Below are 26,298 nucleotides of genomic sequence, written 5' to 3'. Positions count from 1 at the left end.
AGATGGAAACTTTTTTAAAAATTGAAAATATTAAACTTTGGTCTAGGGTTGGCGTGCTCGATGAAGAAAGGGAATTAGGACAACTATTTATTTTAGATATTTTTTTGTGGACTGATTTTGAAAAATGTACAGTAAATGATGATATTAAAAAAACAGTTGATTATTCAAAATTAGTTCAAATTTTAAAAGATCAATCAAAGAAAATATATTGTTATACAATTGAAAAATATTCCAAAGAAATTCTAGAAATCATTGATCAGGAATTTAAGCTTTCTAAAATTAAAATTATTTTGACAAAATGCAATCCTCCAATAACAGGTTTCGATGGAAAGGTGTCAGTAGTAAGAATTCTTGAAAATAATTAAAGTATTGAAAAAAAGAAATCCTATCATATTGATTCATGGTCTTTGGAATACTTCAAGTATTTTTTCTTCTATTACCCTACAACTTGATAATATTGGTATTGAATATTTTGCCCCAACTCTTGAGCATTCATATGGAATGACTTCAATTCTTGATTTGACTAATAAATTAAACGAATTAATTTTAGAGAAATACGGTTTTGAGAAAGAAATAGATATTTTGGGATTTTCTATGGGAGGAATAATTGGTAGGCACTGGCTTCAAAAATTTAATGGATATAAAAGAACAAGAAGATTAATATCTATAGGTTCCCCTCATAAAGGAACTTTGATGGCGCAATTTATACCTAAATACCCTTTTAAAGGAATATCAGAAATGAAAATAAACAGTAAGTTTTTGAGAGGACTCGCGAGTAATGATGTTTTTCTTAATGATATTGAGTGTATAAATTTCTTTACTTATTGGGATTTGATGGTTTTCCCTGGCTGGTGGACAAATTTAAATTTTGGAAAGAAAATATCAGTAAAAGTATATAAACATAGAAATCTGGTAAGAAATAAATCAGTCGTAGGCAAAATAATCGATGAAATTATTATGTAGCTCCAGATAGACCCAAGTGTCTTATTAAAGAATCTGTTTGTGGTTCTCTTCCTCTAAATAATTTAAATATGTCTAGTGGAGGTAAGCTTCCACCCAGACTTAGTATTGTATCTTTAAATTTCTTTCCTATTAATTTTAAATCTTCAGAGTTTTCTAAATCAGCCTCCTCAAACATTGAAAATGCATCAGCACTTAGAACTTCAGCCCATTTATATGAGTAATATCCTGCAGAATATCCTCCTGCAAATATATGACTAAAACAACAGAGAAATTGATCTTCTTGAATTGGTTCGATAACAGTAGTTTGTTTTGCAATTTCTCTTCTTATTTCATCTGCAGTTTTACCTTCGTTTTTATCAATACTACTGTGTAATCTGAGGTCTGTTATTGCGAAATGTAGTTGTCTAAGAGTCGCCATTCCACAATTGAAAGTTCTATTCTTTAGGAGCTTCTCAAAATTTTCATCGGATAATTTTTCTCCCGTTTTATAGTGTTTAGCAATATTCAAAAGTGTGTTTTTGTGGAAACACCAGTTTTCCATAAATTGACTTGGAAGTTCGACTGCATCCCATTCAACATTATTGATACCAGCTGCTTGAGGAAGATTTACAGTGGTAAGCATGTGTTGAAGACCATGACCAAATTCATGGAACAAAGTCTGAACTTCTTCAAAACTCATCAAACTCGGTTTGTCTTTTGATGGTGGAGTCTGATTACAAACGAGATAAGCTACAGGAAGGGTCTTTTTACCAATATTGTTTTTATTCAAACATTCATCCATCCAAGCCCCTCCTCTCTTTGATTCAGGTCTCGAATATGGATCGAGGTAAAAGGATGCTATTTTCTTATCTTCTTTATTGAGGATATTAAAAAATAAAACGTCATCATTCCAAAGAGGCGCCTCATCAGTTGCCTCAACAACTTTAATTTCAAAAAGCTTTTCACTTAATTTAAATAAACCTTTCAAAACATCATTTAGTGGGAACCAAGGTCTCAAGGACTCTTGATCCAAATTGAGCTTTTCCTTTCTAAGAAGTTCTGACCAATAACTAATATCCCATGGCTCGATATTCTGTGATTCAGGAAACCCATTAGCTTTAGAAAACTTATCGAGCATTTCTAATTCTATTTTTGCGGTTTTGAATGCGGGTGCTCTCAATTCTTCTAAAAGGTTTTCAACATTTTTAATATCTTTCGCCATTTTTGTTGATAAACTTAGTTCTGCCCAACTTTTATAACCGAGTAGATTAGCCTGTTTAGTTCTAAGAGATAATATCTCTTCAATGATTTGAGAATTATTATTTTCTCCTTTAGATGCCCTACCAACGAATGACTTATATAGTTTCTCTCTAAGATTACGTTCTGTGGCATATGTCATAAATGAAGTATATGTTGGTATGTCTAGACTTAATTTCCAAGGACCATTTTTGATATCGACTTCTTCATCTTTTTTTAAGTGATTGTGTGCAGAAATTGCCATTAATTCAAGTACTCGTTCAGGAAGGCCATCGACTTCAGATTTCTTATTTAATATTAAAAACCATTTATTAGTCGCATCGAGAACATTATTGCTGAAGTCTGTTGATAGCTTTCCAAGCTTTTCTGAAATTTTGTTGAATTCTTCTTGATCATCCTTTTGTAGTGAAATTCCTCTATGTTGCATCTCAAGAATTTCTTTATCCAAAATTCTGTTTTTAATTTGATCAAAGTTATTTGTCTCTTTAAGCTTGACTAAAGAATTGTAAATTACTTTACTTTGTCCGAATTTATTACTCAAGCTAATAATCTCAGGAAGAAATTTTGAATAAATGTCTCTTATACTTTCAGAATTATTTACTGCATTTAGGTGACTTATTACTCCCCAACTCCATCTAAGAATTTCATTTACTTCATTCAAGGGATTTATTACCTTATCCCAATTTAAGTCATTTTGAAGTAAATAATTAGATAAATTTTTTTCTATGTTTTTAAAATCTTCAGCTATCTTTTCTAGTACTAATGGGAATTGTTTACTTATGCTTTCGGGAGTAAATTTTTTAAATTCTGGTAATTCTCCATATTTAAAAATTGAGGTATCCATTTATTAAAGTAATTTAATTAACTAAAGTTGGGATTAATCCAACTAATTTAGCTAGAGTAAGCTGCTGACTGAGAGCATTGGTTGAAGATTCGTATAAATTTATCGCAATTTTTGGCCAAAAACCTATCACCAAAGTAGGCAACAATAAGCTGAAACCAATTGTCAACTCTCGACCATTCATCTCTTTTACTGAAGCTAGTGCAGGAATTCTAGGGCCAAAAAATACTCTTCTACACATCGATAGTAGATATATTGGTGTAAGAACTAAACCTATAGCTGCAATAAGAATAGTGATCGATCTAAAGATAGAGCTGAAGCCTTCTTGACTTGTGATACCTAAAAATACAGTTATTTCACTTATAAAACCGCTCATGCCAGGTAGTGCTAGAGAGGCTAGTGAGCTTGCTAAGAAAAAAGCAAAAGTTATTGGCAAGACCTTTGCTAAGCCGCCCATATTTGGGATAGAAAGAGTATTTGTTCTCTCATAGAAAGAGCCCGTAACAAAGAACATAGCTGCAGCTATAAGTCCGTGACTGATCATTTGTAGCATTGCTCCGCTAATACCTAGAGCATCTACTGCTCCAATCCCTAAAAGAACAAAACCCATATGACTCACAGAGCTACATGCAATTCTCCTTTTGACGTTATCTTGTGCGAATGCATTTAGAGCTCCGTAAATTATATTAATGATTCCAAGAATAATTAACGCAGGTGCAATTTGAAGATGTACTTCAGGGAGTATTTGAACATTGAATCTTAAGAGAGCATAACCTCCCATTTTTAAGAGTATTCCAGCTAGTAACATTGAAACAGGAGCATTAGCCTCTCCATGTGCATCGGGTAACCAAGTATGTAATGGAAAGATAGGAAGTTTTACTCCAAAACCAATTAAAAATCCTAAATAAGATAATAAAGCTAGGCTGCCCGTTACATGTTTATTGGTTAAATCGGTGATATTTAAAGTAAAGGTATCCCCACTTAGAGCAAGTGCTAATCCACTTATGAGGATTAATAAAGAAGCTAAAGCTGTATAAAGAATGAATTTAGTTGCGGCATATAATTTCTTTTTCCCTCCCCAAATCGCAATAAGAAGATACACGGGAACTAATTCAAGTTCCCATGCCAAGAAAAACAATAAGAAATCTTGAGAAAGGAAAACTAGTGCCTGTGCTGATGCCTGTACTAATAAAAGAGCAAAATATAGATTAGATTTTTTTTTAATTTTCCAACTAGCCGCAGCTGATAAAAATGTAATTAACCCACTTAGAGCTACTAAAGGAGCAGATAAACCATCTACTCCAAGAGACCACTCTAAGCCTATTGCTGGTAACCAAGAAGCTCTCTCTACCAGTTGTAAAGAGCTATCTGAAGTATTGAATTTTTGAAAAAGGACGCCGATTATTAATAAAAAATCTATAAATAAAAAACTTAATGAGATATTTCTGGGTAGCGAATTATCTTCTCCTTCTTTTGAACTCAAGAAAGGCATTATTAATGCACCAATTAAAGGCAGTAAAACAATAGATGATAGCCAAGGAAAAGATTCTAAATTCATTTATGTAATGAATAATTTTTTTATTCTAGTTGAAGTTGTACTAGCTTGAGACTATAACATTAAAAATGCCTAAGTAAAACTACTTACCAGAGATAGTGCTAAATTGGCTGCCCTTTGTTTGAACGTTTAAGAATGGTGCTCTGCTAGCTACACCTGACTTCTCCCATGCTTTTACCATAGCTTGACTGACGTTTTTACCATTTTCTTTTTTGCACAAAGCTAAGATACTTGGCCCAGCCCCACTAATTGCACATCCTAGAGCGCCTGCATTTAGTGCGGCATCTTTAACTTCTAATCCACCCTTAATAAGTTTCCATCTGTAGGGTTCATGTAACTTATCAAACATTCCCTCTTTTATAAGTTCCGCATTACCTGCTTTTAAGCCGTTTAGTAACAAAGTAAGTGCCCCCATATTTGTAACTGCATCAGATATGGGTACATTTTTGGGCATTACCTTTCTTGCTTCACTTGTGCTTAGACGAATTGCAGGTATTGCTACAACAGCTTTAATTGAATCGTGCCAATCACATCTAATGATTCTCCATCTTTGAGAAGAAGACCTGGCTGTCAAGCAAAGTCCACCCAGAAGAGAGGGAACTACATTATCAGGATGACCTTCTATGTCAATGGCAAGTTCAAGGAGTTTTTCTTTGGGCAATGGAGAGTTCATTATTGCATTTGCTCCGATTAATCCAGCAACTATTGCTGTAGCACTACTTCCAAGCCCGCGTGCAGGCGGCACTGCTAACTTAACTCTTGCTTCAAGTGCAAATGGATCCATATTTGCGCACTCCCATACTTTCTGAGCTGCTCTAAAAACTAAGTTTTCAGGTCCTCCTCTTAAATGATTACCATCTGTACTTTCCATTATTAAATCAAATCTATCTCCACCACCTTCGATTCTTGTAAAAATAAACTCATTATATAAATCTAATGCTGCTCCAAGACAATCAAATCCAGGACCTAAATTAGCAGTTGTGGAAGGCACTGTTACTCTTATTTTTTTTCCTACTTCAGGAATAGACATTTTTTTTAGTTAGTATTTAAAAGCATTTTTGCTCTGCAGGCTGCACTAAACAGTCCAAACTCTTCATCTAAAATTACTTTCAGAGGTATTGTTCTAAGAATATCTTTTAATCTTCCCTTGTCGAAAAAATGTTTCATAAATAAATCTGATTTAAAGTTTTTGAAATGTTTTGGTGCAGTTCCTCCAGAAATCCATAACCCTCCAAAACACAATTCTTGAAGAGCAATATCGCCCAATAAAGATGCATAAGCGCCTAACCAAATCCTTTCAACTTCAATCATTAGCTGATCTCCTTCTTTAGAGAGATTGCAAATTTTTTCGGGCAGCTCTTTTCTCAAACTATCAGAAATTTTAATTTCTCTTAAAAATTTTTGTAGAGGATGGTTTTTGGCATCAGATTTGCTTAGTCTCCATTCAGCAATTCTTGATAAACCTGTGCCGCTAACAATCCTTTCACAAGATATCCTCTCAATATTTAAAGAATTTTTGAGCCAAGTCTTTAAGTTCCACTCTAATTCTGACTTTGGAGAGTATTCAACGTGTCCCCCTTCGCTGGCTAAAACTTTTACTTTTTTTCCTGATATTAGACCTCTTGCAATCCCTAAGCCAGTCCCGGCTCCAACAATGGCATGCAAGTCATTGTTAGTACCTTCAGATTGTGATCCATTCTGGATAGTTGAATATTGATTTTTTTTTAAGAAAGGAATTCCATAAATTTGTACTCCAAAATCATTTATTAGCTCGCATTGTTCAAATTTAAATTTATTTTTTAATTTATTTCCTGAAATATTCCATGACAAATTCATGATTTTTGCGTTGTTGTTATATAAAGGACCAGCTACAGCGAAACATGCAGAAGAAGGATGAGTAATATTTTTGCATTCATTTTTGAGAAAATCTTCTAGGATTAGTTCAAAAGAATCCCAATCAGAAGATATATATTTCTTCTTGAATAACAATTTAGGTGAATCATCATTTATTACTCTTTCGAATATTCCTAATAGAACCTTTGTACCTCCTAAATCACAAGCGAGAAAATTCATATATGAGAAATTATTCCGTTCTCCCTTTTTTTTCTATTAACTCATCCATTAATTTGAAAAGATTTGGTAAATTGAAAATTCCTAAATTTTTTCCATTCAAAGCTCTTAAGGCGACTGAATCAATTTCCTCCTCTTTATCACCAATAACTGCAATTAAAGGAACTCTGTCGAGAGTTGCCTCTCGTATTTTATATCCTATTTTTTCATTCCTAATATCAACTTTTGATCGATAACCATTATTATTTATTAATTCATTAAACTTTAAACATTTTTCAATATTTCTATCAGTAATGCTTAATAAAATTATTTGATAAGGCGCAAGCCAAATTGGGAATTTTGCCTCATATTGTTCAATTAAGATTCCTATAAATCTTTCAAAGGATCCTAAAATTGCTCTATGCAGCATAACTGGATTTCTTTTTTCATTGTCTATATCTACATAAGTTGCATCCAATCTAATAGGCATTGAGAAATCAACCTGAATAGTGCCGCATTGCCAAACTCTATTAAGACAATCTCTTAACGAGAATTCTATTTTTGGACCATAAAAAGCACCTTCTCCAGGTTGTAGTTCCCATTTTAGATTCTTATTATCGAGCGCTTTGGTAAGAGCCTCTTCTGATTTGTCCCAAATATCTTCGCTACCTACCCTTTTTTCAGGACGTGTTGATAATTTTATAATGATTTCATCAAAACCAAAAGTTTTATAAACTTCGAAAACAAGATCTATAAAAGTAGATACCTCTTCTTGAATTTGCTCTTCTGTGCAGAATATGTGTGCATCATCTTGAGTAAAGTTTCTTACTCTCATTAAGCCATGTAGTGCGCCTGAGGGCTCGTTTCTGTGACAAGAACCAAATTCAGCAAGACGAATTGGTAAATCTTTATAACTTTTCAAACCTTGATTAAATACTTGAATATGGCATGGACAATTCATTGGTTTAATCGCATATGTTCGATTTTCTGATGCAGTAGTGAACATATCGTCTCTAAATTTCTCCCAATGACCGGATTTTTCCCAAAGAGATTTATCAACAGCTTGTGGGGTTTTGATTTCTAAATAATCATTTTTTTTGAGTATTTCTCTTATGTACTTTTCCAGTACTTGGTATATTGTCCATCCGTTTGGATGCCAAAAAATCATTCCTGGAGATTCTTCTTGTATATGAAATAGTGAATGTTTTTTACCAAGTTTTCTATGATCTCTTTTTTCCGCTTCTTCAATTCTTGTTAAATAATCTTTGAGTTCTTTTTCTTTTGCCCATGCAGTTCCATATATTCTCTGTAATGATTCATTCTCACTATTACCTCTCCAATATGAACCTGATAATTTAAGTAATTTAAAGTGTCTCAAATGTCTAGTGTTAGGCACGTGAGGCCCTCTACACATGTCGATGTATTCTTCGTGCTTGTATAAATTGATGAGACCTTCTCCAGGAATTTCTTCAATTATTCTTAATTTAAAAGTCTCATCTCTTTCTTTAAAAGTTTTAATTGCCTCTTCTTTAGAAACTTGTAAAATTTCAACGTCATAGTTTGTTTTTATTAATTTATTAATTCTATTTTCGATTTTTATTAAATCATCAGGAGTAAATCTGTATTCAGAGAAAATATCGTAATAAAAACCATCTTCAATTACAGGCCCAATCGCCATTTTAATATCAGAGTAAATTTGTTTTACTGCATGACCAATAAGATGAGCGAAAGAATGTCTTATTATTTCAATACCTTCTTTATCTTTTGAAGTGATGATTATAACTTTGGAATCTTTATTTATAGGAATTGTTGCATCAAGAAGAACATCATTTACTTTTCCAGCAATTGTTGCTTTAGCTAATCCAGCACCTATACTCTGGGCAATTTCTAGAATAGTTACAGATTTTTCGAAAACCTTTTTTGAACCATCAGGCAGGGTAATTATTGGCATAATTTATTTCTCCATTTCAAAAAATCCCAATTTTGATTTAACTCTTTTTAAAGTCTGATTTGCTAAATCTTCAGCTTTTTCCTTCCCTTCATTAAGGATTTTATTTAGTTGATAGGGATCATTAATTAATAATTTATATTTTTTCTGAATAGGTTCTAGTGATTCAATAAGTTGTTCGGTAATTAATTTTTTAAACGTCCCCCATCCAGTCTCTAAGAATTCATTCTCACATTGAGAAATTTCTTTGCCAGATAATATTGAATAAATCATCAAAAGATTTTTTGATTCTGGTCTCTCAGGGTTGTTAAATTCAATTCCAATAGAACTGTCACTTTTTGCTCTTTTAATTTTTTTTGTGATTGTTTCAGGGGGATCTAATAAGTTAATGCGACTGCCCTCATTAGGATCACTTTTGCTCATCTTTTTTGAACCATCAATTAAACTCATTATTTTTGAACCATTCTTCATGATGATTGGTTGAGGGATCTTTAAAATATTTTTATCCTTACTAAATCTGGCATTGATTCTCTGTTGTGCAATATCTCTCGCAAGTTCAAGATGTTGTTTTTGATCCTCACCTACTGGGACGAAGTCAGCATCATAAAGAAGGATGTCTGCAGCCATAAGTATTGGATAGTCAAATAATCCAATAGATACATTATTACCTTGTTGTATGGATTTTTCTTTAAATTGAATCATTCTCTCCATCCAATTTATTGGGGTCATGCAATTTAATATCCAACAAAGTTCTGAATGTGCTGAAATCTGACTTTGGACAAAAATTGAGCATATATTAGGATCTATCCCACAAGCGACGTACAAAGCCGCTGTAGAGATAGTGTTTTTAGATAATTCTTTGGGATTATATGAGGCTGTTATTGCGTGCAAATCAACTACACATAGAAATGTTTCATATTGCTCTTGAAGCGTAACCCAATTATTTATGGCCCCAAGCCAATTCCCAATATGTAAATCACCAGTTGGTTGAACTCCCGAAAGAATTCTTTTTTTATTTGCCATCCTCTTCTACTTCGCTAGATTGGATCTCTTCAGTTGATGTACTTTTTACAGGTCTTGCAAAAGGGTCAGGTGCTGTTTTTGTCTTTTCTTCATAAGAATTTTGTGATTCTCTACTCGGAGAAGAGTTTTTATTATTTTTTGCATATTCTTTGATTGATTCAATCAATTTTTCGTCTTTGATCATTTCGCTAAGTGTTCTAACAGAGAAACCCAGAACTGCAACGGTAGATCTTAATTGAAAGGTCTCTTGTATTGATTTAACAGCTTTCATTTCGTTATCACTCAATCTTATGCGGAATCCTCCTCCATCTCTTCTGCCGCCCGATCTATCTCTGAAATTAGATCTTTCATTGTTAGAACGACCTCTGTAATTTTCTTGTCCAGGATTATTGCTGAAATTTGAATTAGACATCTTAATGTTTCTTAAGTTATTTAAATAGTCTATTAACTTAGCATCTTGTTATGCAATAAGTCTTTTTAAAAGGCTTAAATTTTTATCTTTTGATTAACGACTTATGTAATTTCTCTTTTCTCATTCACAACTTGCATTAAAATAAAATTAGAGAAATAAAGCATTGTGTTTGATATTAGTAAAGACAACCTTTTTAAGGATTTCATTAAGTTTCCAAAAAAAAATCTTCTTATTATTTTATTGTTGTTAGGTTTTGGGGAATGGTTTGTCAGTGACTTAATTCATTTTGCTGGGGGCTCAATAGGATTTTTTGCGTTGTGTTTGGGGGGATATTTTTACTTGAAGAATGAAAAGCCTAAATTTAATGAGCCAAATAATTTGGATGGTTGGATTAATCTATGTAATGAAGATTTAAATTTTTTTGAAGAACTTGAAGTAACAAATGAATTGGAGAAACAGAATCCAAAAAGACAAAAAATACTTGAATCGATTTTAAATAGATGTCAAAAAGAAAAAATAAGTTGCATTGGACAAAAACATTACCAAAGTTGTCTGTCTGTTTTGAAAGGGTATTTTAAAGCAGATAAGTTTGACTTTGATTTATTTGAAAAACTACCTAAATACAATTCTTCTGAAATTATTCCAGAAGAAGCTTTGAATAGTGATGCGATCTTATATTTTATAAACTTGCCTTTGTCGGCAAATGATTTTTTGTGGCTGGAAAAGTTTCCTAAAAATATGCCAATCTGGTTGGTGGCTTTAACTTCTAGCGAAATAGAAGCCAAAAATCAGATAGAAGACCTAAAGTCTCAAATTTCAAGTGACTTTATAAACAAAATTATTACTTTTGATGTGAATAAGAATGAAATAACAAATATACCTTTTTCGTTAAGGAAGTTTTTCATAAGTTCGTCTAAAAATATTGAAAATACAAAAAAAAGGCTCTTGAAAGAACTTCATGCTGCCTGGCAATCTGAAATTGAAGGTATAAGAAGAATGCAGTTAAAAGGTATACAAAGAAAAAATCAAATTCTTGTCGCAACAACTGTTTTCTTATCTCCTATCCCATCAATTGATGTTATGGCAATGACAGTATTAAATTCTTTAATGATTAAAGAAATTAAGTCTATATGGGGATGTAATTGGTCTCCTGAAATTTTAGATAAAGTATCCAAAGAGATTTTAAAGACTGCAATTGCTCAGGGAGTTATTGAATGGAGTGGACAGACTCTAATTGGTATAACAAAATTACATGGCCCAAATTGGCTTGTCTCTGGAACATTTCAGGCTGTCAGTGCTGCTTATTTAACAAGAGTAGTATCAAGTTCTTTGGCTGATTTTATGGCAATAACAAAAGGAGTAGAAGAACCTGATTTGGATTTTATAAAGAAAAATTCTGAGAAAATTGTTGAAGAAGCTTTTGAAAAAGAAAAAATAAATTGGAAAGGATTTATTTCTGATCTTAGAAAACCACTTATGAAACTATCTTTTAATTCATAATCTTGGGATGGATGTTAAAAATGAAAAAAAATATATTTTTTTTAAGTTTGATACTTCTGCTTTCTATTGCTTCAGGCTCATGTAAAAGAATATCAAATAAAAATGAAACTAAAGAAGTAATACTGGCAAGTTTCACTGTTTTGGCGGATATGATTAGTAATGTCGCTAAAGATGATTTTATTGTTAGATCAATAACGAAACCTGGAGTTGAAGTTCACGGCTATCAGCCAACTCCAAGCGATTTGGTAAATGCCTATAATGCTTTTGTTTTTATTGATAATGGATTTGGATTTGAATTATGGGCTGAAAAATTTGTCTCTAATTTAAAAGTTAAAAGAATTACTGTCGCGGAAGATTTGGATCCTATTTTTATAAGTGAAGATTTTTATAAAGGGAAACCCAATCCTCATGCCTGGATTTCTCCAAAAAGAGGGATCCTATACGTAGATATTCTCGTGGATTCTTTATCAGAATTGAGGCCATCCAAAAGGACATTATTTGAAGAAAATGGAAAAATTTATAAAGATAAACTATCTAAAATAGATAAAGAATTCTCACTTTTTATTAATAACTTAAATAAAGACAGGAGGTATCTAGTAAGTTGTGAAGGTGCTTTTTCGTATCTGACAAATGATTATGGATTAGAGGAAGTTTATTTGTGGCCAGTTAATGCTGAGAGTCAGATTACTCCCAAAAGAATGGCAAGAACAATCTCACTAGTTAAAGAAAAAAATGTTCCATCTGTATTTTGCGAAAGTACTGTAAGTAACGAATCTCAAATGGTTGTTGCAAACGAAACTGGGGCTAATTTTGGAGGAAATCTTTTTGTTGATTCACTATCTGATGATAGTGGGCCTGCTAGTTCCTATATAAAAATGCTTGAGCATAATTTGGATTTGATTAAAAAAGGACTTTTTTGAATTATGGAAACAATCAATTATCAAAACTTTAGGATTGAGGCAGAGAATATTTGCGTAGATTACAACGGTAAGGTGGCTTTGTATGATGCCAATTTAAGATTGAAACCTGGCCAGATTTGTGGGTTAGTAGGTATGAACGGGGCTGGTAAAACAACTTTCTTTAATGCTTTAACTGGCTTTGTAAATATTTCAAAGGGAAAAATTAGAATAAATGGAGAGTCTGTAAGATCTGCTCAGAAAGATCAGACAATTGCTTATGTTCCTCAAAATGAGGGAATTGATAGTCAATTTCCAATAAGTGTTTGGGATGTAGTGATGATGGGAAGATATGGTTCGATGAATATTTTTAGGTCTCCTAGAGAGTCTGATGTTCAGGCGGTTAAAGATGCTATTGAGAGAGTTGATCTTACTGATCATTTATCTACACCTATTGGAAACTTATCGGGAGGTCAGAGAAAACGAACTTTTTTAGCTAGAGCAATCGCGCAAAGAGCATCAATACTTCTTCTTGATGAGCCTTTTGCAGGTGTTGATATAAGAACTGAAAAACTTATCTCGGAATTATTTATTCAATTTAAAAATGAGGGGAAAACCATATTATTATCAACGCACGATATGATTCATGTCCGTGAATTTTGTGATTTGGTTCTTTTAATAAATAAAACTGTTGTAGCTTATGGTGAAACTTCTGAAGTGTTTACTCCTGAAAATATTACAACTACTTTTGGAGGAATCTCACCTGATTTCTTGTTTGGACCTGAATCCTAAATTTTAATTTATATGGAGCTCTGTTCTTTTTTAACTTTAGATTCATTCATCACAGATCCTTTAACTCATGACTTTATGAGAAAAGCACTTCTTATGAGTTCATTAGTTGCAGCTGTTTGTGGTTTTCTATCAAGTTATTTGACTCTTAAAGGATGGGCTTTAATGGGAGATGCAGTGTCACATTCGGTAATGCCTGGTGTTGTGTTTGCTTATGCATTAGGTCTTCCTTTCTCATTAGGGGCATTTATTTTCGGAGTTGGTTCTGTAGCGTTGATAGGGTTTATTAAGCAGAAATCTAGAGTTAAGGAAGATACTGTTATTGGGTTGGTATTTACTGGATTTTTCGCTCTTGGAATAGTATTGGTTTCTAAGATTAAAAGTAATATTGATCTGCACTCTATTCTTTTTGGTAGTCCATTAGGAATATCACTTTCAGATGTCAAACAAACTATATTCATTTCTTTATTAGTAGTAATCCTTTTATCAATTTTCAGAAAAGATTTAATGCTTTATTGTTTTGACCCTAGGCATGCAAAAACAGTTGGGATTAATGTATTTTTTCTTCATTATTTACTCCTCACATGTTTATCTTTGGCAGCTGTTGTGGGGTTGCAGTCCGTTGGAATTATTTTGGTAGTTGCAATGTTGATTACACCAGGGGCTACAGCATATTTACTTACGGATAAGTTTGATAATATGACAGTAATTTCAGTAGTAAGTGCAATCATCTCAAGCCTTATAGGAATCTATGTTAGTTTTTGGTTTGATCTTGAAACAGGTGGATCAATTGTCTTGGCACAAACTTTTATATTTTTATTTGCTTTTTTATTCGCTCCAAGATACGGAATATTTAAGTTAAAGAAATTATTTGCTGGGTATAAATGATTGTGGTGGATGAAACTTTAAATAAAAAATGGAATTGGTGGCCATTATTCCCCTTATACCCTTATGGAAAAAAGAAAACAATTTTCAGGGAATTAATTCCTGATCAAATATGGTCCTTGGAACAAATACAGGGACTTTATTATGTTGCGGTTCCAATAAGAATGACTGTAATAAAGGTTGATGATGGATTGATGCTAATAAATCCACTACCTCCGACAAAAGAATTAATAAATGAGTTAGAAAAACTAATTGCGATTCACGGCAACGTAAAAACAATAATTCTACCGAGTGCCTCTGGACTAGAACATAAAATCGGACTGCCAGCTCTTTCAAGAATTTTTAAAGATGCAGAAATTTGGCTTTGTCCTGGACAATGGAGTTTCCCCATAAATCTCCCATTAGATTTTTTAGGAATTCCATCAAAAAGATCAAGAATACTGTTTGAGGATGGTACTCCGCATTCAAACTCCTTTAAATGGTCTTCATTAGGTCCACTGAATTTAGGTCTTGGAAGATATCAGGAGATAAGCTGTTTCCACTATCCTACAAAAACTCTTCATGTGACAGATGCAATAGTTGGAATAGACTCCACACCACCTGAGATATTTAATTTTGATCCAACACCACTTCTTTTTCATGCTAGAGAGAGAGGAGATGAACCTTTGATTGACTCCTTCGAACAAAGAAAAAAAGGATGGAAAAGGTTAGTCTTGTTTTCTTCTTTTTTGAAACCAGGTAAATTAAATATTCCACCTTTAAAAAAAATATTTAAGTATTCATTCAAAAAAGATCTTAGAAATTGGAGATCTCATTTCGGTATTTATCCCTTTTTATGGGATGAAGATTGGGAATCCTCTCTTATTGAAATAATGGGTAAAGATACTCCTGAGATTCAAATTGCACCAGTTTTACAAAAATTAATTTTTCCGCGTTCAAAAGAAGTTTTACTTAAATGGTTAGAAAATATCAAGTCTTTTGAAGATATGGAATATTTAATTCCAGCTCATTTCACGGCCCCTATAAAATTTACAATAGAGGATTGTCAAAAATTAATTAATGAAATTAATTCCCAAAAGTGGGACAAACTTCCTGACGATAATAAATTTTTAATGGGTTTATATAAAAAGTTGTTTGAACTAGGAATAATTCCTGAAGAAGTAAATCTTTAAAACTATTATTCTTCAATAGACATGTTTTCATCATTTTTAAGAGTTTGTTCCAGCTCTTTTCTTTGCTCCATTTGTCTTAAGAAATATCCTGTCATCATTGCAGAAGATAATAAATTAGCAATGTTGTCTTTTGAAGATGTTATTTTTACATCAAATTGATCTGAAGGAAGCATTCCAAGAAGACCTTGAACATTATGTCTAATAATTTCTTGAATATCTTCACTAGCTGATTTTGCTACTCTTTGTAAAACTTCTGGAGATTGTTTTTGTAAATATTGGATTAAATCATTCTCATCGTTTGGATCATTATTTTCAGTAGCAAGAAATTCTGGATTAAACATTTCTACAACTTCAAGATATAAAAACCCTACAACATCACGTACCCATTAATTCAAATTATTAAGGGCAGGGAACCGAATAGGTCCAATTTTATTGAACGGCCAATATCTAAAAATAGCTTTACCAATAACCTTTTTATAGGGTAAAAATCCCCAAATATGTGAGTCCATACTGTTATTTCTATTATCTCCCATCACCCATAATGATTCTTCTGGAACAATAAAAGGCCCCATTGAATAATTAATATTTTTGTCAAAAACGTAATTGTTTTGCGCTATATCATTTAAGTAAAGGTTACCATCTCTTACTTCTACCTTGTCTCCAGGTATTCCAATTACTCTTTTTATTAGTGCAGTATCTGCTTCATAACCAGCATTAATTAATTGTTCCGGAACGTTAAAAACAACTATTTTATTTTTTAGTTTTGAAAGATTTGATTTGGATGTGATTTTGGGGGTTAGTTTCTCAACAAGAATTTTATCTTGTATTTGAAGAGTTGGAAGCATTGAACCGGATGGGATCCATCTTGGCTCTATAACCTGCCATCGTATAATTAAAGCTATAGATATCCAGATTAAAAGATTTTTTAAATCCTTTATTATTGAATTTCTTTTTTCTTGAGTTGTAGACATGTTTTATTTAATTCAGTTATTAGGAAAATCCCAAAGCATTTATATAAATTATGACATCATCTATTGAATGCAAAAATTTTCTTAGAAGTTTACAACTTTTGAATCTTCTTATAAAAATAGGAGTTCAAAATTTAATAATATGTCCTGGAAGTAGATCAGCACCTATAGCAATAGCTGCTGGAGAATTAAATAAATTAGGACTGGTAAATATTTTTAATTCAATAGATGAGAGATCTGCAGGATTTCACTCTCTTGGGATTTCTGCTGCATCAGGTAATCTCTCTTTAGTTATTACAACTTCAGGGACTGCTGTAAGTAACTTATTGCCAGCAGCAGTTGAGGCAGACCGATCTTGTAAAGGTATTATATTTCTTACTGCTGATAGACCCTTGAGATTGAAAGATTGTGGCGCTAATCAAACAGTAAATCAAGAAGATTTTTTGAGCTCAGTCTGCAGAAGAGTTTTAAGTACAAATCTAAATGGACTTCATGAAACACAAGAAAATGAAATCTTGAATTTAGTTAGATCTATTGACAAACAAATATCAACCTTCCCTGGTCCTATTCATTTAAATATTCCTATTGATGAGCCTTTAGGTATTTCATTTTTAAATAAAAAAAATGTTTTAGAGGTTTTTGATAAAATTTATTTAAAGAAAAAATATATATTTCAGGAAGTTGAAATAAAGTCTGATAAAAACAAATTCTTCGAAATTTCAGAAAATTTAAATTTAGATGAATCCGGTATTATTTTGGTAGGTCCCTATCAAGGTTCCATAAATGATTTAACTTCTTTCAATAAGTCTTTAGAACGATTGCAAGAGATTACTGGTTGGCCAGTATTTGCAGATCCTGTTTCAGGTGTTTATTCTGGTTTGAGAGGACTAGTCGTGAATTGGGAATTAGTCTTAAGAAAAAATAAAAATTCAATAAATTGTCATCAACTTTTGAGGCTTGGCCCTATGTCATCCTCAATTGATTTGGAGAAGTTTTTAATAAATTTCAAAGGGATACAAATTCTTATAAAAGAAAAAAACTATAGAAAATTGGACCCTATAAAAAAATCATTTGAATATGATTTTGGGCTATCAAATTTCACTTCCCTATTGTTAGAAGAATTATCAATCAACGAAAAAAACAAAAAGTCTCTTACTCCAATGGCTTTAAATCTAATAGAGGAAGGCGAGCAGATAAAAAAAATTTTAAAAGAGAAAATTACTCAAGATAATCAAATTACTGAGTATATGCTTGCAAATCTTGTTCCAAAACTTTGGCCAACTGAAAATCCTATAATGCTCTCTGCGAGTAGTCCGATTAGAGATTGGCTCACATTTTCAGAAAATGGTACATTAACAAGAAATTGTTTCAGCTTTAGGGGCGCTTCTGGCATAGACGGTACTTTATCTCTTGCATTAGGTATTTCTAGAATTAAAAATCCTCTACTTCTTGTGACTGGAGATTTGGCTTTTATTCATGATATAAACGGTTGGCTGATTGAAAATTCAATCGACATGAACTTAACAATTCTTCTAATAAATAATAATGGCGGAAATATATTTAATCGTATTTATAAAAAAAATTTAAAAGAAGATGAATTAAAAAAACTATTTCTTATGCCAAAAGAAATAAACTGGCCAAAACTCGCAGAGGGCTATCAAGTAAACTTTAAAAGTGTGGCAAATTTTAAAAAATTACGAGAGGCATTAGATTGGAGCATTTCTATCCAGAAATCTGTAATAATTAAAGTTGATGTTGATCCAGAAAATGAGATTTGTAAAAAAAATGCCTTGCTAGAAAAAATAATTGGCAGTTAAATTTATCATTTTCTATCTTTGAATAATTAGATTTCATGAAAGTATTACCTGGAAAAACAACTTTAAATTGGTCAGAATGCAAATCTTATGAGGATATATTGTTTCACAAATCAGATGAGGGAATCGCGAGAATTGCAATTAATCGACCAGAAAAAAGAAATGCATTTAGGCCTCAAACTGTAGATGAACTCATTGACGCATTTGATATCGTAAGAAATGATGAAACTATTGGCGTAGTTCTCTTTACAGGTGCGGGACCTGACAAGAAAGGCATTTATTCTTTTTGCTCTGGAGGTGATCAGAGTGTAAGGGGTAAAAATGGATATAAAAATGATAAAGGGAAGCAGAGATTAAATGTACTTGAACTTCAAAGATTAATAAGAAGTTTGCCTAAAGTGGTTATTGCTTTAGTTCCTGGTTTCGCAATTGGAGGAGGGCAGGTACTTCATCTAATTTGTGATCTCAGTATCGCCTCTGAAAATGCAATATTTGGTCAAACAGGTCCAAGAGTTGGTAGTTTTGATGCGGGTTTTGGATCTAGTTATTTAGCAAGACTTGTTGGTCAAAGAAAAGCAAAAGAAATTTGGTTTTTGTGTAGAAAATATAATTCCAAGGAAGCTCTGAAGATGGGCTTGATAAATGCAATTACAAAGATTGAAGAATTAGAAGCTGAGGGTGTAATCTGGGCAAGAGAGATTTTACGAAATAGTCCAACTGCTATTCGTATTCTTAAAGCTTCATTCAATGCAGAGAATGATGGGATTGCAGGTATTCAAGAATTATCTGGATACACAACTCAATTATTCTATTCGACTGAAGAAGCACAAGAAGGTAGAGATGCCTTCCTTGAAAAGCGTCCACCAGACTTTTCTGACTATAAGTGGACACCCTAGTTTATTTTTCAAAAGAACTTTTTTAAATAATTATCAATGAGAATTCTTCTTGCCGCTGCTGAATGTGCTCCAATGATCAAAGTTGGAGGTATGGGAGATGTGGTTGGTTCGTTGCCTCCATCTTTGATAAAACTTGGTCACGATGTAAGGGTAATAATTCCAGGATATGGAAAATTGTGGAGTCTTTTAGAGGTATCGAATGAACCAGTCTTTAGAGCAAATACAATGGGCACTGATTTTGCCGTATATGAAGCAAAACATCCCATTCACAATTATGTGATTTACCTAGTGGGTCATCCAACATTTGACTCTGACCAAATATATGGAGGCGAAAATGAGGACTGGCGCTTTACATTTTTTGCTAGTGCCACTGCAGAATTTGCCTGGAATTGTTGGAAACCTCAAGTTCTACATTGCCATGATTGGCACACTGGAATGATTCCTGTGTGGATGCATCAGGATCCCGAAATAAGTACTGTCTTCACAATTCATAATTTAAAATACCAAGGCCCTTGGAGGTGGAAACTTGAAAAAATGACTTGGTGTCCTTGGTATATGCATGGAGACCACACGATGGCTGCAGCAATGTTGTACGCAGATAGGGTCAATGCTGTTTCTCCGACTTATGCAGATGAAATTAAAACCCATGAATACGGGGAAAGCCTCGAAGGATTACTTAATTACATTTCAGGTAAATTAAGGGGAATTCTTAATGGCATAGATCTTGATGAATGGAATCCAGCCAAAGATCCAGTTTTACCTGCACAATTCAGTATTAAGAATTTAGAAAATAGGCTAGAAAATAAAAAGATTCTGCAGAGAGAAATGGGTCTCGAAGTTAATCCTAAAAAATATCTTTTAGGTATGGTCAGTAGGTTAGTTGATCAGAAAGGGGTTGACTTGCTTTTACAAGTTTCAAGAAGACTATTAGCATATACAGATTCTCAAATTGCTGTTTTAGGGACTGGAGATAGATATTTAGAGTCTGGATTATGGCAACTGGCATTAGATTACCCAGGAAGATTCTCAGTATTTCTTACCTATGATGATTCTTTATCAAGGCTTATCTACGGTGGCTCTGATGCATTTTTAATGCCAAGTAGATTTGAACCCTGTGGAATTAGTCAACTCCTTGCTATGAGATATGGCTCTATCCCCATAGTAAGGCGAGTTGGAGGTTTAGTTGATACAGTTTTACCTCATGACCCAGAAAATAATAATGGTACGGGATTTTGCTTTGATCGCTTTGAACCTATAGATTTCTATACTTCTTTAGTAAGGTCCTGGGAAGCATTTAGGCATAAAGATAGTTGGGAATTACTGCAAAAAAGAGCCATGAGTCAAGAGTTTAGTTGGCAAAGATCAGCTCTTGAATACGAAGTTATGTATAAAGACGTTTGCGGAATAAAAGAGCCATCGCCAGATGTTGCTGAAGTTGAAAAATTTTCTTACGGACAATCAGCTGATCCATCTTTAAAAAAAAGTATGACTTAATTTTTTAATGGAATTCTCTTTATCAGAATTAAACAATGTTTTGGGGGATATTAGAAATCTGAGAGAGGGGAAAAGAGATTTTCTGAATTTTAAGAATATAAGTATTGATAGTAGAACCTTATTAAAAAATGATCTTTTTATAGCAATCAAGGGTAAAAATTTTGATGGACATAGTTTTCTTCCAGAGGTTTTAAATAAAGGAGTTAAATCTGTTGTAATTAAAAAAGGGATGCAGAAATTACTGCCTAGTAATTTTCCTTATTGGGTTGTAAATGACACAACAGAGGCTTTTCAAAAATTAGCATTGCTAAAAAGGAAAAAATTAAATATCCCTATTGTTGCAATAACTGGCTCAGTTGGTAAAACCACAACAAAAGAAATGATTGGTGGAGTTTTAAATAAACTTGGAAGTATTAAATTATCTCATGCAAATTTCAATAATGAGATTGGAGTTGGTCTTACTATTCTTGGTACAGATATAGAAGATAAAGTTTTAGTTCTTGAGATGGGGATGAGAGGTATTGGACAAATCGAGAATTTATCTAAATATAGTGAACCCGATATTGCAGTTATTACTAACATTGGGACAGCTCATATCGGATTGTTGGGCTCAAAAAAAAATATTACTCATGCAAAGTGTGAAATTAGTAAGTTCTTAAATCCAAAGGGGGTTGTAATAATTCCAGCAAATGATCCATTCCTAGAAAAAACTTTAAAAGAATTTTGGAAAGGTAGAGTGATAAAAGTAAAACTATTAAATATAGAAAATCAAAAGGATAGTTTTAAGAAAGATGATAATTTGCAAGGATTTTATAATCCTTCGAATAAAACAATTTTAATTGAAGAAAATACCTTTGAAATTTCATTTGAGGGATTTCACAATGCTTCGAATTTTTTATTCGCTTATGCAGTTGCTAAAGAGCTAGGCATTGATTTTGCAAGTTTTAATAAATTTGATTTTATAAGTTTAGGAGGAAGAAATAAAATTCTTAAATCAGTAAAAACAACAATATATGATGAATCATATAATGCTTCGCCGGAGTCAGTAAAAGCATGTATTAAAAACCTACTTGAAAAACCGAGAAATAAATTTTTCATATTTGGAAGTATGCAAGAATTGGGAAAAGAATCTGAAAAGTATCACAAAGAAATATTCAACTTAATAAATAATTCAGATATAGAAAAGTGTTTATTTATTTGCGATAAAGAAAATGAAAAAATTTACTCCAATTATCTTAAAGATAAGAATAAATTCTTAGTTTTAAATAATATTAAAGATGTACCTCAAGAAATAAACAAATCTACAAAAAAAGGTGATTCTATTCTTATAAAAGGGAGCAGATATTGGCAACTTGAAAAAATTATTGAATTAATTAACTAAATCAGGATTTCTTTTTTTTCCAATTCTCTATATTTAATTGTTTAGTTCTTGAGATCGCTAATGAATTATCTTTAGAGTCTTTTGTAATAACTGAACCAGCACCTGTTGTTACTGATTCCCCTAGATTTATTGGTGCTACAAAAACTGTGTTTGCTCCAATACTGGAATTTTTGCCAATTTTTGTTTGATGTTTTTTCTGTCCATCAAAATTTGCAGTAATAGTGCCTGCTCCAATATTTGTAGATCTTCCAATAATAGAATCACCAATATAACTTAGATGGTTTACTTTAGATTCTTCCTCTAGTTGACTATTTTTGATCTCAACAAAATTACCTATTTTGCTATGGGAAGATATTTTGGAATTAGGTCTTATATGACTATAAGGGCCAACTTTTATATGATCCATTATCTGAGAATCATAAACAGTAGAGTTTAAAATTTCACAATTTAATCCCACATTAGAATTCTCAATAAAAGTATTTGGACCGATAATGCAATGACTATTTATTTTCGTATTTCCCCTTATATGTGTATTAGCCTCTATGATTACATCCTTACCAATTTCAGCTTCTTCACTAATTGAACAACTTGCTTTATTTATAAAAGTTACACCATTAAGCATATGTTTTTCTTTAATTGAATTCTGAATACATTCCTCGCACTCTGATAGTTGAATTCTGTTATTAATTCCTTGAAGCTCTCCATTATCCTCTACCTCGAGACTTGAGGAATTTTTTAGCAGAGATATTGTATCTGTTAAGTAAATCTCTTTTTGATTATTATTGCTTTGCAAGGTATTAATTATTTCTGATAAGTTACCCCAGTTAAAACAGTAAACACCTGCATTTATTAATGGATTATCTCTTTCTAGATCATTGCAATCTTTTTCTTCAACAATTCTCTCTATAAAACTCCCCTTCAAAAAAACTCTGCCATATCCATGAGGATTTGTTTTCTTAGTGGTAATTAAAGAAACATCAGCATTTTTTGAATCGTGTAAATATAAAAGTCTTTTTAAAGTACTAGGCCTAATGAGTGGTACATCGCCGTTAAGTACCAAAAGTTTTCCTTCATGTTTTTTTACTTCTTTACAAAGTACCTGGATAGCATGCCCCGTTCCTGATTGAGGTTCTTGAATAACAAAATTGATTTTTTTATCTTTTGGTATTGACTTTTGTACTTCTTTTGATTTGTGTCCTGTAATTACGAAAATTTGATCAGGTTTTAATTCGACACATGAATCAATTACTCTTTGTAGAAGACTTTTCCCGGAAATTTTATGTAAAACTTTTGGTAATGAGCTTTCCATCCTAGTGCCCTTTCCTGCCGCTAATATCGCAACACTTAACATGTTCATTTGAAATCCTTATTTAAATCTAACTCTTAACGGATAACTTCGTCATTCTCCACTTCTCTCTCCATTTTTTTGTAGATAAAAGATTTGAGAGAAATTGCTCATCTAATCTTCTTTTAATTATATCGTCTTTACTTGAGTTTAAATCTTGATCTCTATATGGAATACTAGCTTTAGTTAAAAGATGTTCCTCTTCCATTAAAGATAACTTTTCAAAATTGAAATTTGGGTTCAATTTATTCTTATCAAGTTTTGATATCGCGACAGTTCCCTGACTCCAAAAAGTTCTGTTTTTAAAACTTGGCTTAATAGTAAAAATTTCTAATCCAAGATTTCTTAAAGTTTTTCTTACTGCCGCTGCAGAAGAATAAGTAATTAAATAACCATGAGAATTAAGATTTTCAGTGACTTTAGATAAAAATTCAATTGTCCATACTTGTGGGCATTTTTGAGGAGAAAAACCATCTAAATAAATCAGATCGAATTTAATAGATGAAGGAATAATGTTGATTTCTTCTCTAGCATCACCCCACAATACACTGCACTTGAAAAATTGATCCTCAAAGTAATTTTTTCGATAAAGTGATTCAAAAATTGTTCTGACTTTTGGATCCCATAATTTAAAAAAAGATTTATTTCTAAGCGAATATTCAAGAGGCTTTTTATCAATCTCCAACGCATACAAATTTAAATACGATTTTTGTTTAATTAATTCATCTAATAAAGAAGCGGAGTTGTATCCCAAACCAAAACATATATCCAAAACATTAATAGATTTTCCCTTAAATCTTTGCAAATTAGAGGTAGCTGTAAACTTTGACTTTGTTTCCTCCAATGCGCCCAATAAACTATGAAAGTTTTCTTTAAAAAATACACTTCTTAAAGAGTAACTACCATCTTTAGTTAAAACTTCTATTAATTCAGACAAAAACTTTTTAAGGCTAGTTAGTTAGTTTGGCAAGCTCTTCCCAAAAAGTGGGATAAGAGACGCTAGCTGCATCCGCTCTCATGATTTTTGAGGTACCTTTGGCAAGAAGTGAAGCAACAGCAAGACTCATTGCTACTCGATGATCTGTTTCACTGTCTACTTCCGCAGAATGAAATTTTGATTGCCCATTAATAATTAACCCATCTTCTTTTTCTATTATTTCAGCACCGAATTTTTGTAACTGTCGTGCCATGACTTTTAATCGATCTGTCTCCTTAACTCTTAATTCTTGTGCATCCTTAATTTCAGAAACTCCATTACAAAAACAGGCAGCAACAGTAAGGATAGGAATTTCATCTATAAGTTTTGGGAGAATATCTCCTTCAATAGTAAATGATCTTAAATTATTTGAAGTCTTTACTTTAATAGATCCAATAGGTTCACCTGCAATAGTCGTTTCATCTAAAATCTCATAATCACACCCCATTGAATCCATTACATTTAAAATCCCGGTTCTTGTGGGATTTAGTCCTACATTTTGAATTAAAACCTCCGAATTTGGAACAATAGATGCAGCAATCATCCAAAAAGAAGCAGAGCTTATGTCTCCAGGAATCAATATTCTCTGGCCAATTAAGTTGCCACCTGACTTGATAACTATATTCCTTCCTAATTCTCCTCTGATACTGATGTCTGCTCCAAATGCTTTTAACATTCTTTCAGTATGATCTCTTGAAGATGCTGGTTCAATAACAGAAGTGGTTCCAGAAGCTTTAAGGCCTGCTAATAAGATTGCAGATTTCACTTGAGCACTCGCTACAGGAGTTCCTATAACACATCCTTTTAATCTATTCCCATTAATTGAGATTGGAGCTTTGTTTCCTTTTTCTCTACCAAAAATTTTGCCACCCATCAACGATAATGGTTTGCCCACTCTCCCCATTGGCCTTTCATTAAGAGAAATGTCGCCAGTTAAGATAAAATTCTTGCCTTCTTGACCGGCAAGTAACCCCATTAATAATCTCATAGTGGTTCCCGAATTCCCGCAATTTAGAATTTCTTTGGGCTCTTTAAATCCATCAAGACCCAATCCAGAAATCGTAAAAGGCTCATTTTGTTTTATCTCTGGTATGTTCACACCTAACTTTCTTAGACAATCAGCAGTTGAAAGTGGATCTTCAGAATGTAAGAACCCCTCAATATTAGTCTCACCCTTAGCAATACTTCCTATTATTAAAGCTCTATGAGAAATAGATTTATCTCCAGGTACTTTTACTTTTCCGTTTAAATTTACTCCACCTTTTATTGTGCGGATATTATTCATTTTCAAATTAATTACTTGATAAGATTTATGTAAAAACAAATTATTTTTATATTATCAATAAGTTTGTTTTTTAAAAAAAAATAATCAAATTAAGTAACTGTTTTCTATAATAAATTCAGAAAAAAAAGAATTTATTATTAATCTTACTTATTATCACGTTGCAAAGGATGTTCCTGAAAATAGCCCCGATGTTGCAGTAGTCATTGATGTTCTAAGAGCTACAACCACAATTTCTTGGGCTTTAAAAAATGGAGCTGATTCAATACAAGTTTTTGCAGATTTAAATTTATTAAAAGAATCTGCAATTAAGTGGCAAGCTGAAAAAAGACTAATGCTTGGAGAGAGAGGCGGAAAGAAGATTGAGGGCTTTGATTTAGGAAATTCTCCTTTATCAGTTACAAAAAAAGTTGTTAATGGTAAAAGATTATTTATGAGTACGACTAATGGGACTAAGTCATTGCAAAAAGTCAAAAATGCTAAGCATTTATTTGCTATGGGTCTCCCAAATAGGAAAGCAGTTGCCGAAAAAATAATTTCATTAAAAAGTGAAAATGTTTTAATACTTGGTAGTGGTTGGGAAGGCTCTTATTCACTTGAGGATTCTTTAGCTGCTGGGGCTTTGGCTTCATACCTAAAACAGAACTGTGATTTCGAAATTAATATTCAGAATGACGAATTACAATCTGCTTTGGCACTTTGGGATGTCTGGAAAAATGATATTTTGAAATGTTTAAAAACAGCAACCCATGGCAAAAGATTGACAAGTCTTGGAGATTATGAGGATGATTTTAAATGTTGCTCTGAACTTGATTGCTTAGATATTGTTCCAGCTCAAGTTGAAAGAGGTGTGATTCGTGCCTCATGATTTAC

The 26,298-nt window shown here is 32.5% G+C and carries 24 protein-coding genes; 12 read left to right on the top strand and 12 right to left on the bottom strand.

What is annotated here, in order from left to right:
- The first annotated feature begins 2 nt into the window (after window positions 1-2).
- Window positions 3-365, top strand: a complete 363-nt coding sequence (gene folB / locus BS621_RS01720) for a dihydroneopterin aldolase (protein ID WP_025931591.1) — start codon at window positions 3-5, stop codon at window positions 363-365.
- A gap of 4 nt (window positions 366-369) precedes the next feature.
- Window positions 370-963, top strand: a complete 594-nt coding sequence (locus BS621_RS01715) for an esterase/lipase family protein (protein WP_077142636.1) — start codon at window positions 370-372, stop codon at window positions 961-963.
- On the opposite strand, the gene BS621_RS01710 is transcribed toward BS621_RS01715, so the two are convergent.
- The 7 genes from BS621_RS01710 to BS621_RS01680 form a co-directional block, all read right to left on the bottom strand.
- Window positions 956-3,043 carry a M3 family metallopeptidase gene (locus BS621_RS01710; RefSeq protein ID WP_077141600.1) on the bottom strand — a complete coding sequence of 696 codons (2,088 nt, stop codon included), beginning with the start codon at window positions 3,041-3,043 and terminating at the stop codon, window positions 956-958. The two genes, BS621_RS01715 and BS621_RS01710, sit on opposite strands and share 8 nt — an antisense overlap.
- Before the next feature lie 13 nt (window positions 3,044-3,056).
- Window positions 3,057-4,598: an NAD(P)H-quinone oxidoreductase subunit 4 gene (locus tag BS621_RS01705; protein ID WP_077141599.1), complete on the bottom strand. Its 1,542-nt coding sequence runs from the start codon at window positions 4,596-4,598 to the stop codon at window positions 3,057-3,059.
- 79 nt (window positions 4,599-4,677) lie between these two features.
- Window positions 4,678-5,625, bottom strand: coding sequence for a homoserine kinase (gene thrB, locus BS621_RS01700; protein WP_077141598.1), 948 nt, complete (start codon window positions 5,623-5,625; stop codon window positions 4,678-4,680).
- Between the two features lie 5 nt (window positions 5,626-5,630).
- The gene (locus BS621_RS01695) at window positions 5,631-6,668 is read right to left on the bottom strand and encodes a glucokinase (protein ID WP_077141597.1); all 1,038 of its coding nucleotides are present in this window, start codon (window positions 6,666-6,668) and stop codon (window positions 5,631-5,633) included.
- Window positions 6,669-6,678: 10 nt separating this feature from the next.
- Entirely contained in the window at window positions 6,679-8,595 is a 1,917-nt protein-coding gene (gene thrS, locus BS621_RS01690) for a threonine--tRNA ligase (RefSeq protein WP_077141596.1), read from the bottom strand.
- Window positions 8,596-8,598: 3 nt separating this feature from the next.
- Window positions 8,599-9,615, bottom strand: a complete 1,017-nt coding sequence (gene trpS, locus BS621_RS01685; RefSeq protein WP_077141595.1) for a tryptophan--tRNA ligase — start codon at window positions 9,613-9,615, stop codon at window positions 8,599-8,601.
- A complete protein-coding gene (locus BS621_RS01680) occupies window positions 9,605-10,027 on the bottom strand; it encodes a hypothetical protein (protein ID WP_077141594.1) in 423 nt (140 codons plus the stop codon). Before BS621_RS01680 ends, trpS begins: the two co-directional genes overlap by 11 nt.
- A 165-nt stretch (window positions 10,028-10,192) precedes the next feature.
- On the opposite strand from BS621_RS01680, the gene BS621_RS01675 reads away from it, so the two are divergent.
- From BS621_RS01675 to BS621_RS01655, 5 genes are read left to right on the top strand one after another with little or no spacing between them, the layout of a single operon-like run.
- Window positions 10,193-11,527 carry a YcjF family protein gene (locus tag BS621_RS01675; protein ID WP_077141593.1) on the top strand — a complete coding sequence of 445 codons (1,335 nt, stop codon included), beginning with the start codon at window positions 10,193-10,195 and terminating at the stop codon, window positions 11,525-11,527.
- A 20-nt stretch (window positions 11,528-11,547) separates the two neighbouring features.
- The gene (locus BS621_RS01670) at window positions 11,548-12,447 is read left to right on the top strand and encodes a metal ABC transporter substrate-binding protein (RefSeq protein WP_077142635.1); all 900 of its coding nucleotides are present in this window, start codon (window positions 11,548-11,550) and stop codon (window positions 12,445-12,447) included.
- Between the two features lie 3 nt (window positions 12,448-12,450).
- Complete coding sequence (locus BS621_RS01665) at window positions 12,451-13,215, top strand: metal ABC transporter ATP-binding protein (protein ID WP_077141592.1); 765 nt, start codon at window positions 12,451-12,453, stop codon at window positions 13,213-13,215.
- Between the two features lie 12 nt (window positions 13,216-13,227).
- Window positions 13,228-14,100 carry a metal ABC transporter permease gene (locus tag BS621_RS01660; RefSeq protein WP_077141591.1) on the top strand — a complete coding sequence of 291 codons (873 nt, stop codon included), beginning with the start codon at window positions 13,228-13,230 and terminating at the stop codon, window positions 14,098-14,100.
- The gene (locus BS621_RS01655) at window positions 14,097-15,269 is read left to right on the top strand and encodes a DUF4336 domain-containing protein (RefSeq protein ID WP_077141590.1); all 1,173 of its coding nucleotides are present in this window, start codon (window positions 14,097-14,099) and stop codon (window positions 15,267-15,269) included. Before BS621_RS01660 ends, BS621_RS01655 begins: the two co-directional genes overlap by 4 nt.
- Before the next feature lie 5 nt (window positions 15,270-15,274).
- Here BS621_RS01655 and BS621_RS01650 read toward each other — a convergent pair whose 3' ends face one another.
- Together BS621_RS01650 and lepB are read right to left on the bottom strand one after the other, a co-directional pair.
- Window positions 15,275-15,610, bottom strand: coding sequence for a DUF760 domain-containing protein (locus BS621_RS01650; protein WP_012007422.1), 336 nt, complete (start codon window positions 15,608-15,610; stop codon window positions 15,275-15,277).
- Window positions 15,611-15,655: 45 nt separating this feature from the next.
- Window positions 15,656-16,240: a signal peptidase I gene (lepB, locus tag BS621_RS01645; protein WP_077141589.1), complete on the bottom strand. Its 585-nt coding sequence runs from the start codon at window positions 16,238-16,240 to the stop codon at window positions 15,656-15,658.
- A gap of 50 nt (window positions 16,241-16,290) precedes the next feature.
- Here lepB and menD point away from each other — a divergent pair, with 50 nt between their 5' ends.
- The 4 genes from menD to BS621_RS01625 are packed head-to-tail and all read left to right on the top strand — an operon-like array spanning window position 16,291 to window position 21,822.
- Window positions 16,291-18,054 (top strand): 2-succinyl-5-enolpyruvyl-6-hydroxy-3-cyclohexene-1-carboxylic-acid synthase, encoded by a 1,764-nt coding sequence (menD, locus tag BS621_RS01640; RefSeq protein WP_077141588.1) that lies wholly within the window; start codon window positions 16,291-16,293, stop codon window positions 18,052-18,054.
- 35 nt (window positions 18,055-18,089) lie between these two features.
- Window positions 18,090-18,947, top strand: a complete 858-nt coding sequence (gene menB, locus BS621_RS01635) for a 1,4-dihydroxy-2-naphthoyl-CoA synthase (RefSeq protein WP_077141587.1) — start codon at window positions 18,090-18,092, stop codon at window positions 18,945-18,947.
- Window positions 18,948-18,983: 36 nt separating this feature from the next.
- Entirely contained in the window at window positions 18,984-20,441 is a 1,458-nt protein-coding gene (gene glgA, locus BS621_RS01630) for a glycogen synthase GlgA (protein WP_077141586.1), read from the top strand.
- Window positions 20,442-20,448: 7 nt separating this feature from the next.
- Window positions 20,449-21,822 (top strand): UDP-N-acetylmuramoyl-tripeptide--D-alanyl-D-alanine ligase, encoded by a 1,374-nt coding sequence (locus BS621_RS01625; protein ID WP_077141585.1) that lies wholly within the window; start codon window positions 20,449-20,451, stop codon window positions 21,820-21,822.
- A 1-nt stretch (window position 21,823) separates the two neighbouring features.
- On the opposite strand, the gene glmU is transcribed toward BS621_RS01625, so the two are convergent.
- From glmU to aroA, 3 genes are read right to left on the bottom strand one after another with little or no spacing between them, the layout of a single operon-like run.
- Window positions 21,824-23,173 carry a bifunctional UDP-N-acetylglucosamine diphosphorylase/glucosamine-1-phosphate N-acetyltransferase GlmU gene (gene glmU, locus BS621_RS01620; RefSeq protein ID WP_077141584.1) on the bottom strand — a complete coding sequence of 450 codons (1,350 nt, stop codon included), beginning with the start codon at window positions 23,171-23,173 and terminating at the stop codon, window positions 21,824-21,826.
- 25 nt (window positions 23,174-23,198) lie between these two features.
- Window positions 23,199-24,104, bottom strand: a complete 906-nt coding sequence (locus BS621_RS01615) for a tRNA (5-methylaminomethyl-2-thiouridine)(34)-methyltransferase MnmD (RefSeq protein ID WP_077141583.1) — start codon at window positions 24,102-24,104, stop codon at window positions 23,199-23,201.
- Between the two features lie 13 nt (window positions 24,105-24,117).
- Window positions 24,118-25,434 (bottom strand): 3-phosphoshikimate 1-carboxyvinyltransferase, encoded by a 1,317-nt coding sequence (gene aroA / locus BS621_RS01610; protein WP_198025703.1) that lies wholly within the window; start codon window positions 25,432-25,434, stop codon window positions 24,118-24,120.
- A gap of 130 nt (window positions 25,435-25,564) precedes the next feature.
- Here aroA and BS621_RS01605 point away from each other — a divergent pair, with 130 nt between their 5' ends.
- The gene (locus tag BS621_RS01605; protein ID WP_077141582.1) at window positions 25,565-26,293 is read left to right on the top strand and encodes a 2-phosphosulfolactate phosphatase family protein; all 729 of its coding nucleotides are present in this window, start codon (window positions 25,565-25,567) and stop codon (window positions 26,291-26,293) included.
- Window positions 26,294-26,298 lie beyond the last annotated feature (5 nt).

Origin of the sequence: Prochlorococcus sp. RS04, from assembly GCF_001989455.1 — a bacterium.
Taxonomy (GTDB): domain Bacteria; phylum Cyanobacteriota; class Cyanobacteriia; order PCC-6307; family Cyanobiaceae; genus Prochlorococcus_A.
Note: the sequence above shows the minus strand (reverse complement) of the source record. Positions and strands in the feature narration are given on the sequence as shown.

What these genes read in the sequence shown, in the direction of transcription:
- folB (WP_025931591.1), top strand. Translation starts at nt 3, where the DNA reads ATGGAAACTTTTTTAAAAATTGAAAATATTAAACTTTGGTCTAGGGTT.
- BS621_RS01710 (WP_077141600.1), bottom strand. Translation starts at nt 3,043, where the DNA reads ATGGATACCTCAATTTTTAAATATGGAGAATTACCAGAATTTAAAAAA.
- BS621_RS01705 (WP_077141599.1), bottom strand. Translation starts at nt 4,598, where the DNA reads ATGAATTTAGAATCTTTTCCTTGGCTATCATCTATTGTTTTACTGCCT.
- thrB (WP_077141598.1), bottom strand. Translation starts at nt 5,625, where the DNA reads ATGTCTATTCCTGAAGTAGGAAAAAAAATAAGAGTAACAGTGCCTTCC.
- BS621_RS01695 (WP_077141597.1), bottom strand. Translation starts at nt 6,668, where the DNA reads ATGAATTTTCTCGCTTGTGATTTAGGAGGTACAAAGGTTCTATTAGGA.
- thrS (WP_077141596.1), bottom strand. Translation starts at nt 8,595, where the DNA reads ATGCCAATAATTACCCTGCCTGATGGTTCAAAAAAGGTTTTCGAAAAA.
- trpS (WP_077141595.1), bottom strand. Translation starts at nt 9,615, where the DNA reads ATGGCAAATAAAAAAAGAATTCTTTCGGGAGTTCAACCAACTGGTGAT.
- BS621_RS01680 (WP_077141594.1), bottom strand. Translation starts at nt 10,027, where the DNA reads ATGTCTAATTCAAATTTCAGCAATAATCCTGGACAAGAAAATTACAGA.
- BS621_RS01670 (WP_077142635.1), top strand. Translation starts at nt 11,548, where the DNA reads ATGAAAAAAAATATATTTTTTTTAAGTTTGATACTTCTGCTTTCTATT.
- BS621_RS01665 (WP_077141592.1), top strand. Translation starts at nt 12,451, where the DNA reads ATGGAAACAATCAATTATCAAAACTTTAGGATTGAGGCAGAGAATATT.
- BS621_RS01660 (WP_077141591.1), top strand. Translation starts at nt 13,228, where the DNA reads ATGGAGCTCTGTTCTTTTTTAACTTTAGATTCATTCATCACAGATCCT.
- BS621_RS01655 (WP_077141590.1), top strand. Translation starts at nt 14,097, where the DNA reads ATGATTGTGGTGGATGAAACTTTAAATAAAAAATGGAATTGGTGGCCA.
- BS621_RS01650 (WP_012007422.1), bottom strand. Translation starts at nt 15,610, where the DNA reads ATGTTTAATCCAGAATTTCTTGCTACTGAAAATAATGATCCAAACGAT.
- lepB (WP_077141589.1), bottom strand. Translation starts at nt 16,240, where the DNA reads ATGTCTACAACTCAAGAAAAAAGAAATTCAATAATAAAGGATTTAAAA.
- menD (WP_077141588.1), top strand. Translation starts at nt 16,291, where the DNA reads ATGACATCATCTATTGAATGCAAAAATTTTCTTAGAAGTTTACAACTT.
- menB (WP_077141587.1), top strand. Translation starts at nt 18,090, where the DNA reads ATGAAAGTATTACCTGGAAAAACAACTTTAAATTGGTCAGAATGCAAA.
- glgA (WP_077141586.1), top strand. Translation starts at nt 18,984, where the DNA reads ATGAGAATTCTTCTTGCCGCTGCTGAATGTGCTCCAATGATCAAAGTT.
- BS621_RS01625 (WP_077141585.1), top strand. Translation starts at nt 20,449, where the DNA reads ATGGAATTCTCTTTATCAGAATTAAACAATGTTTTGGGGGATATTAGA.
- glmU (WP_077141584.1), bottom strand. Translation starts at nt 23,173, where the DNA reads ATGTTAAGTGTTGCGATATTAGCGGCAGGAAAGGGCACTAGGATGGAA.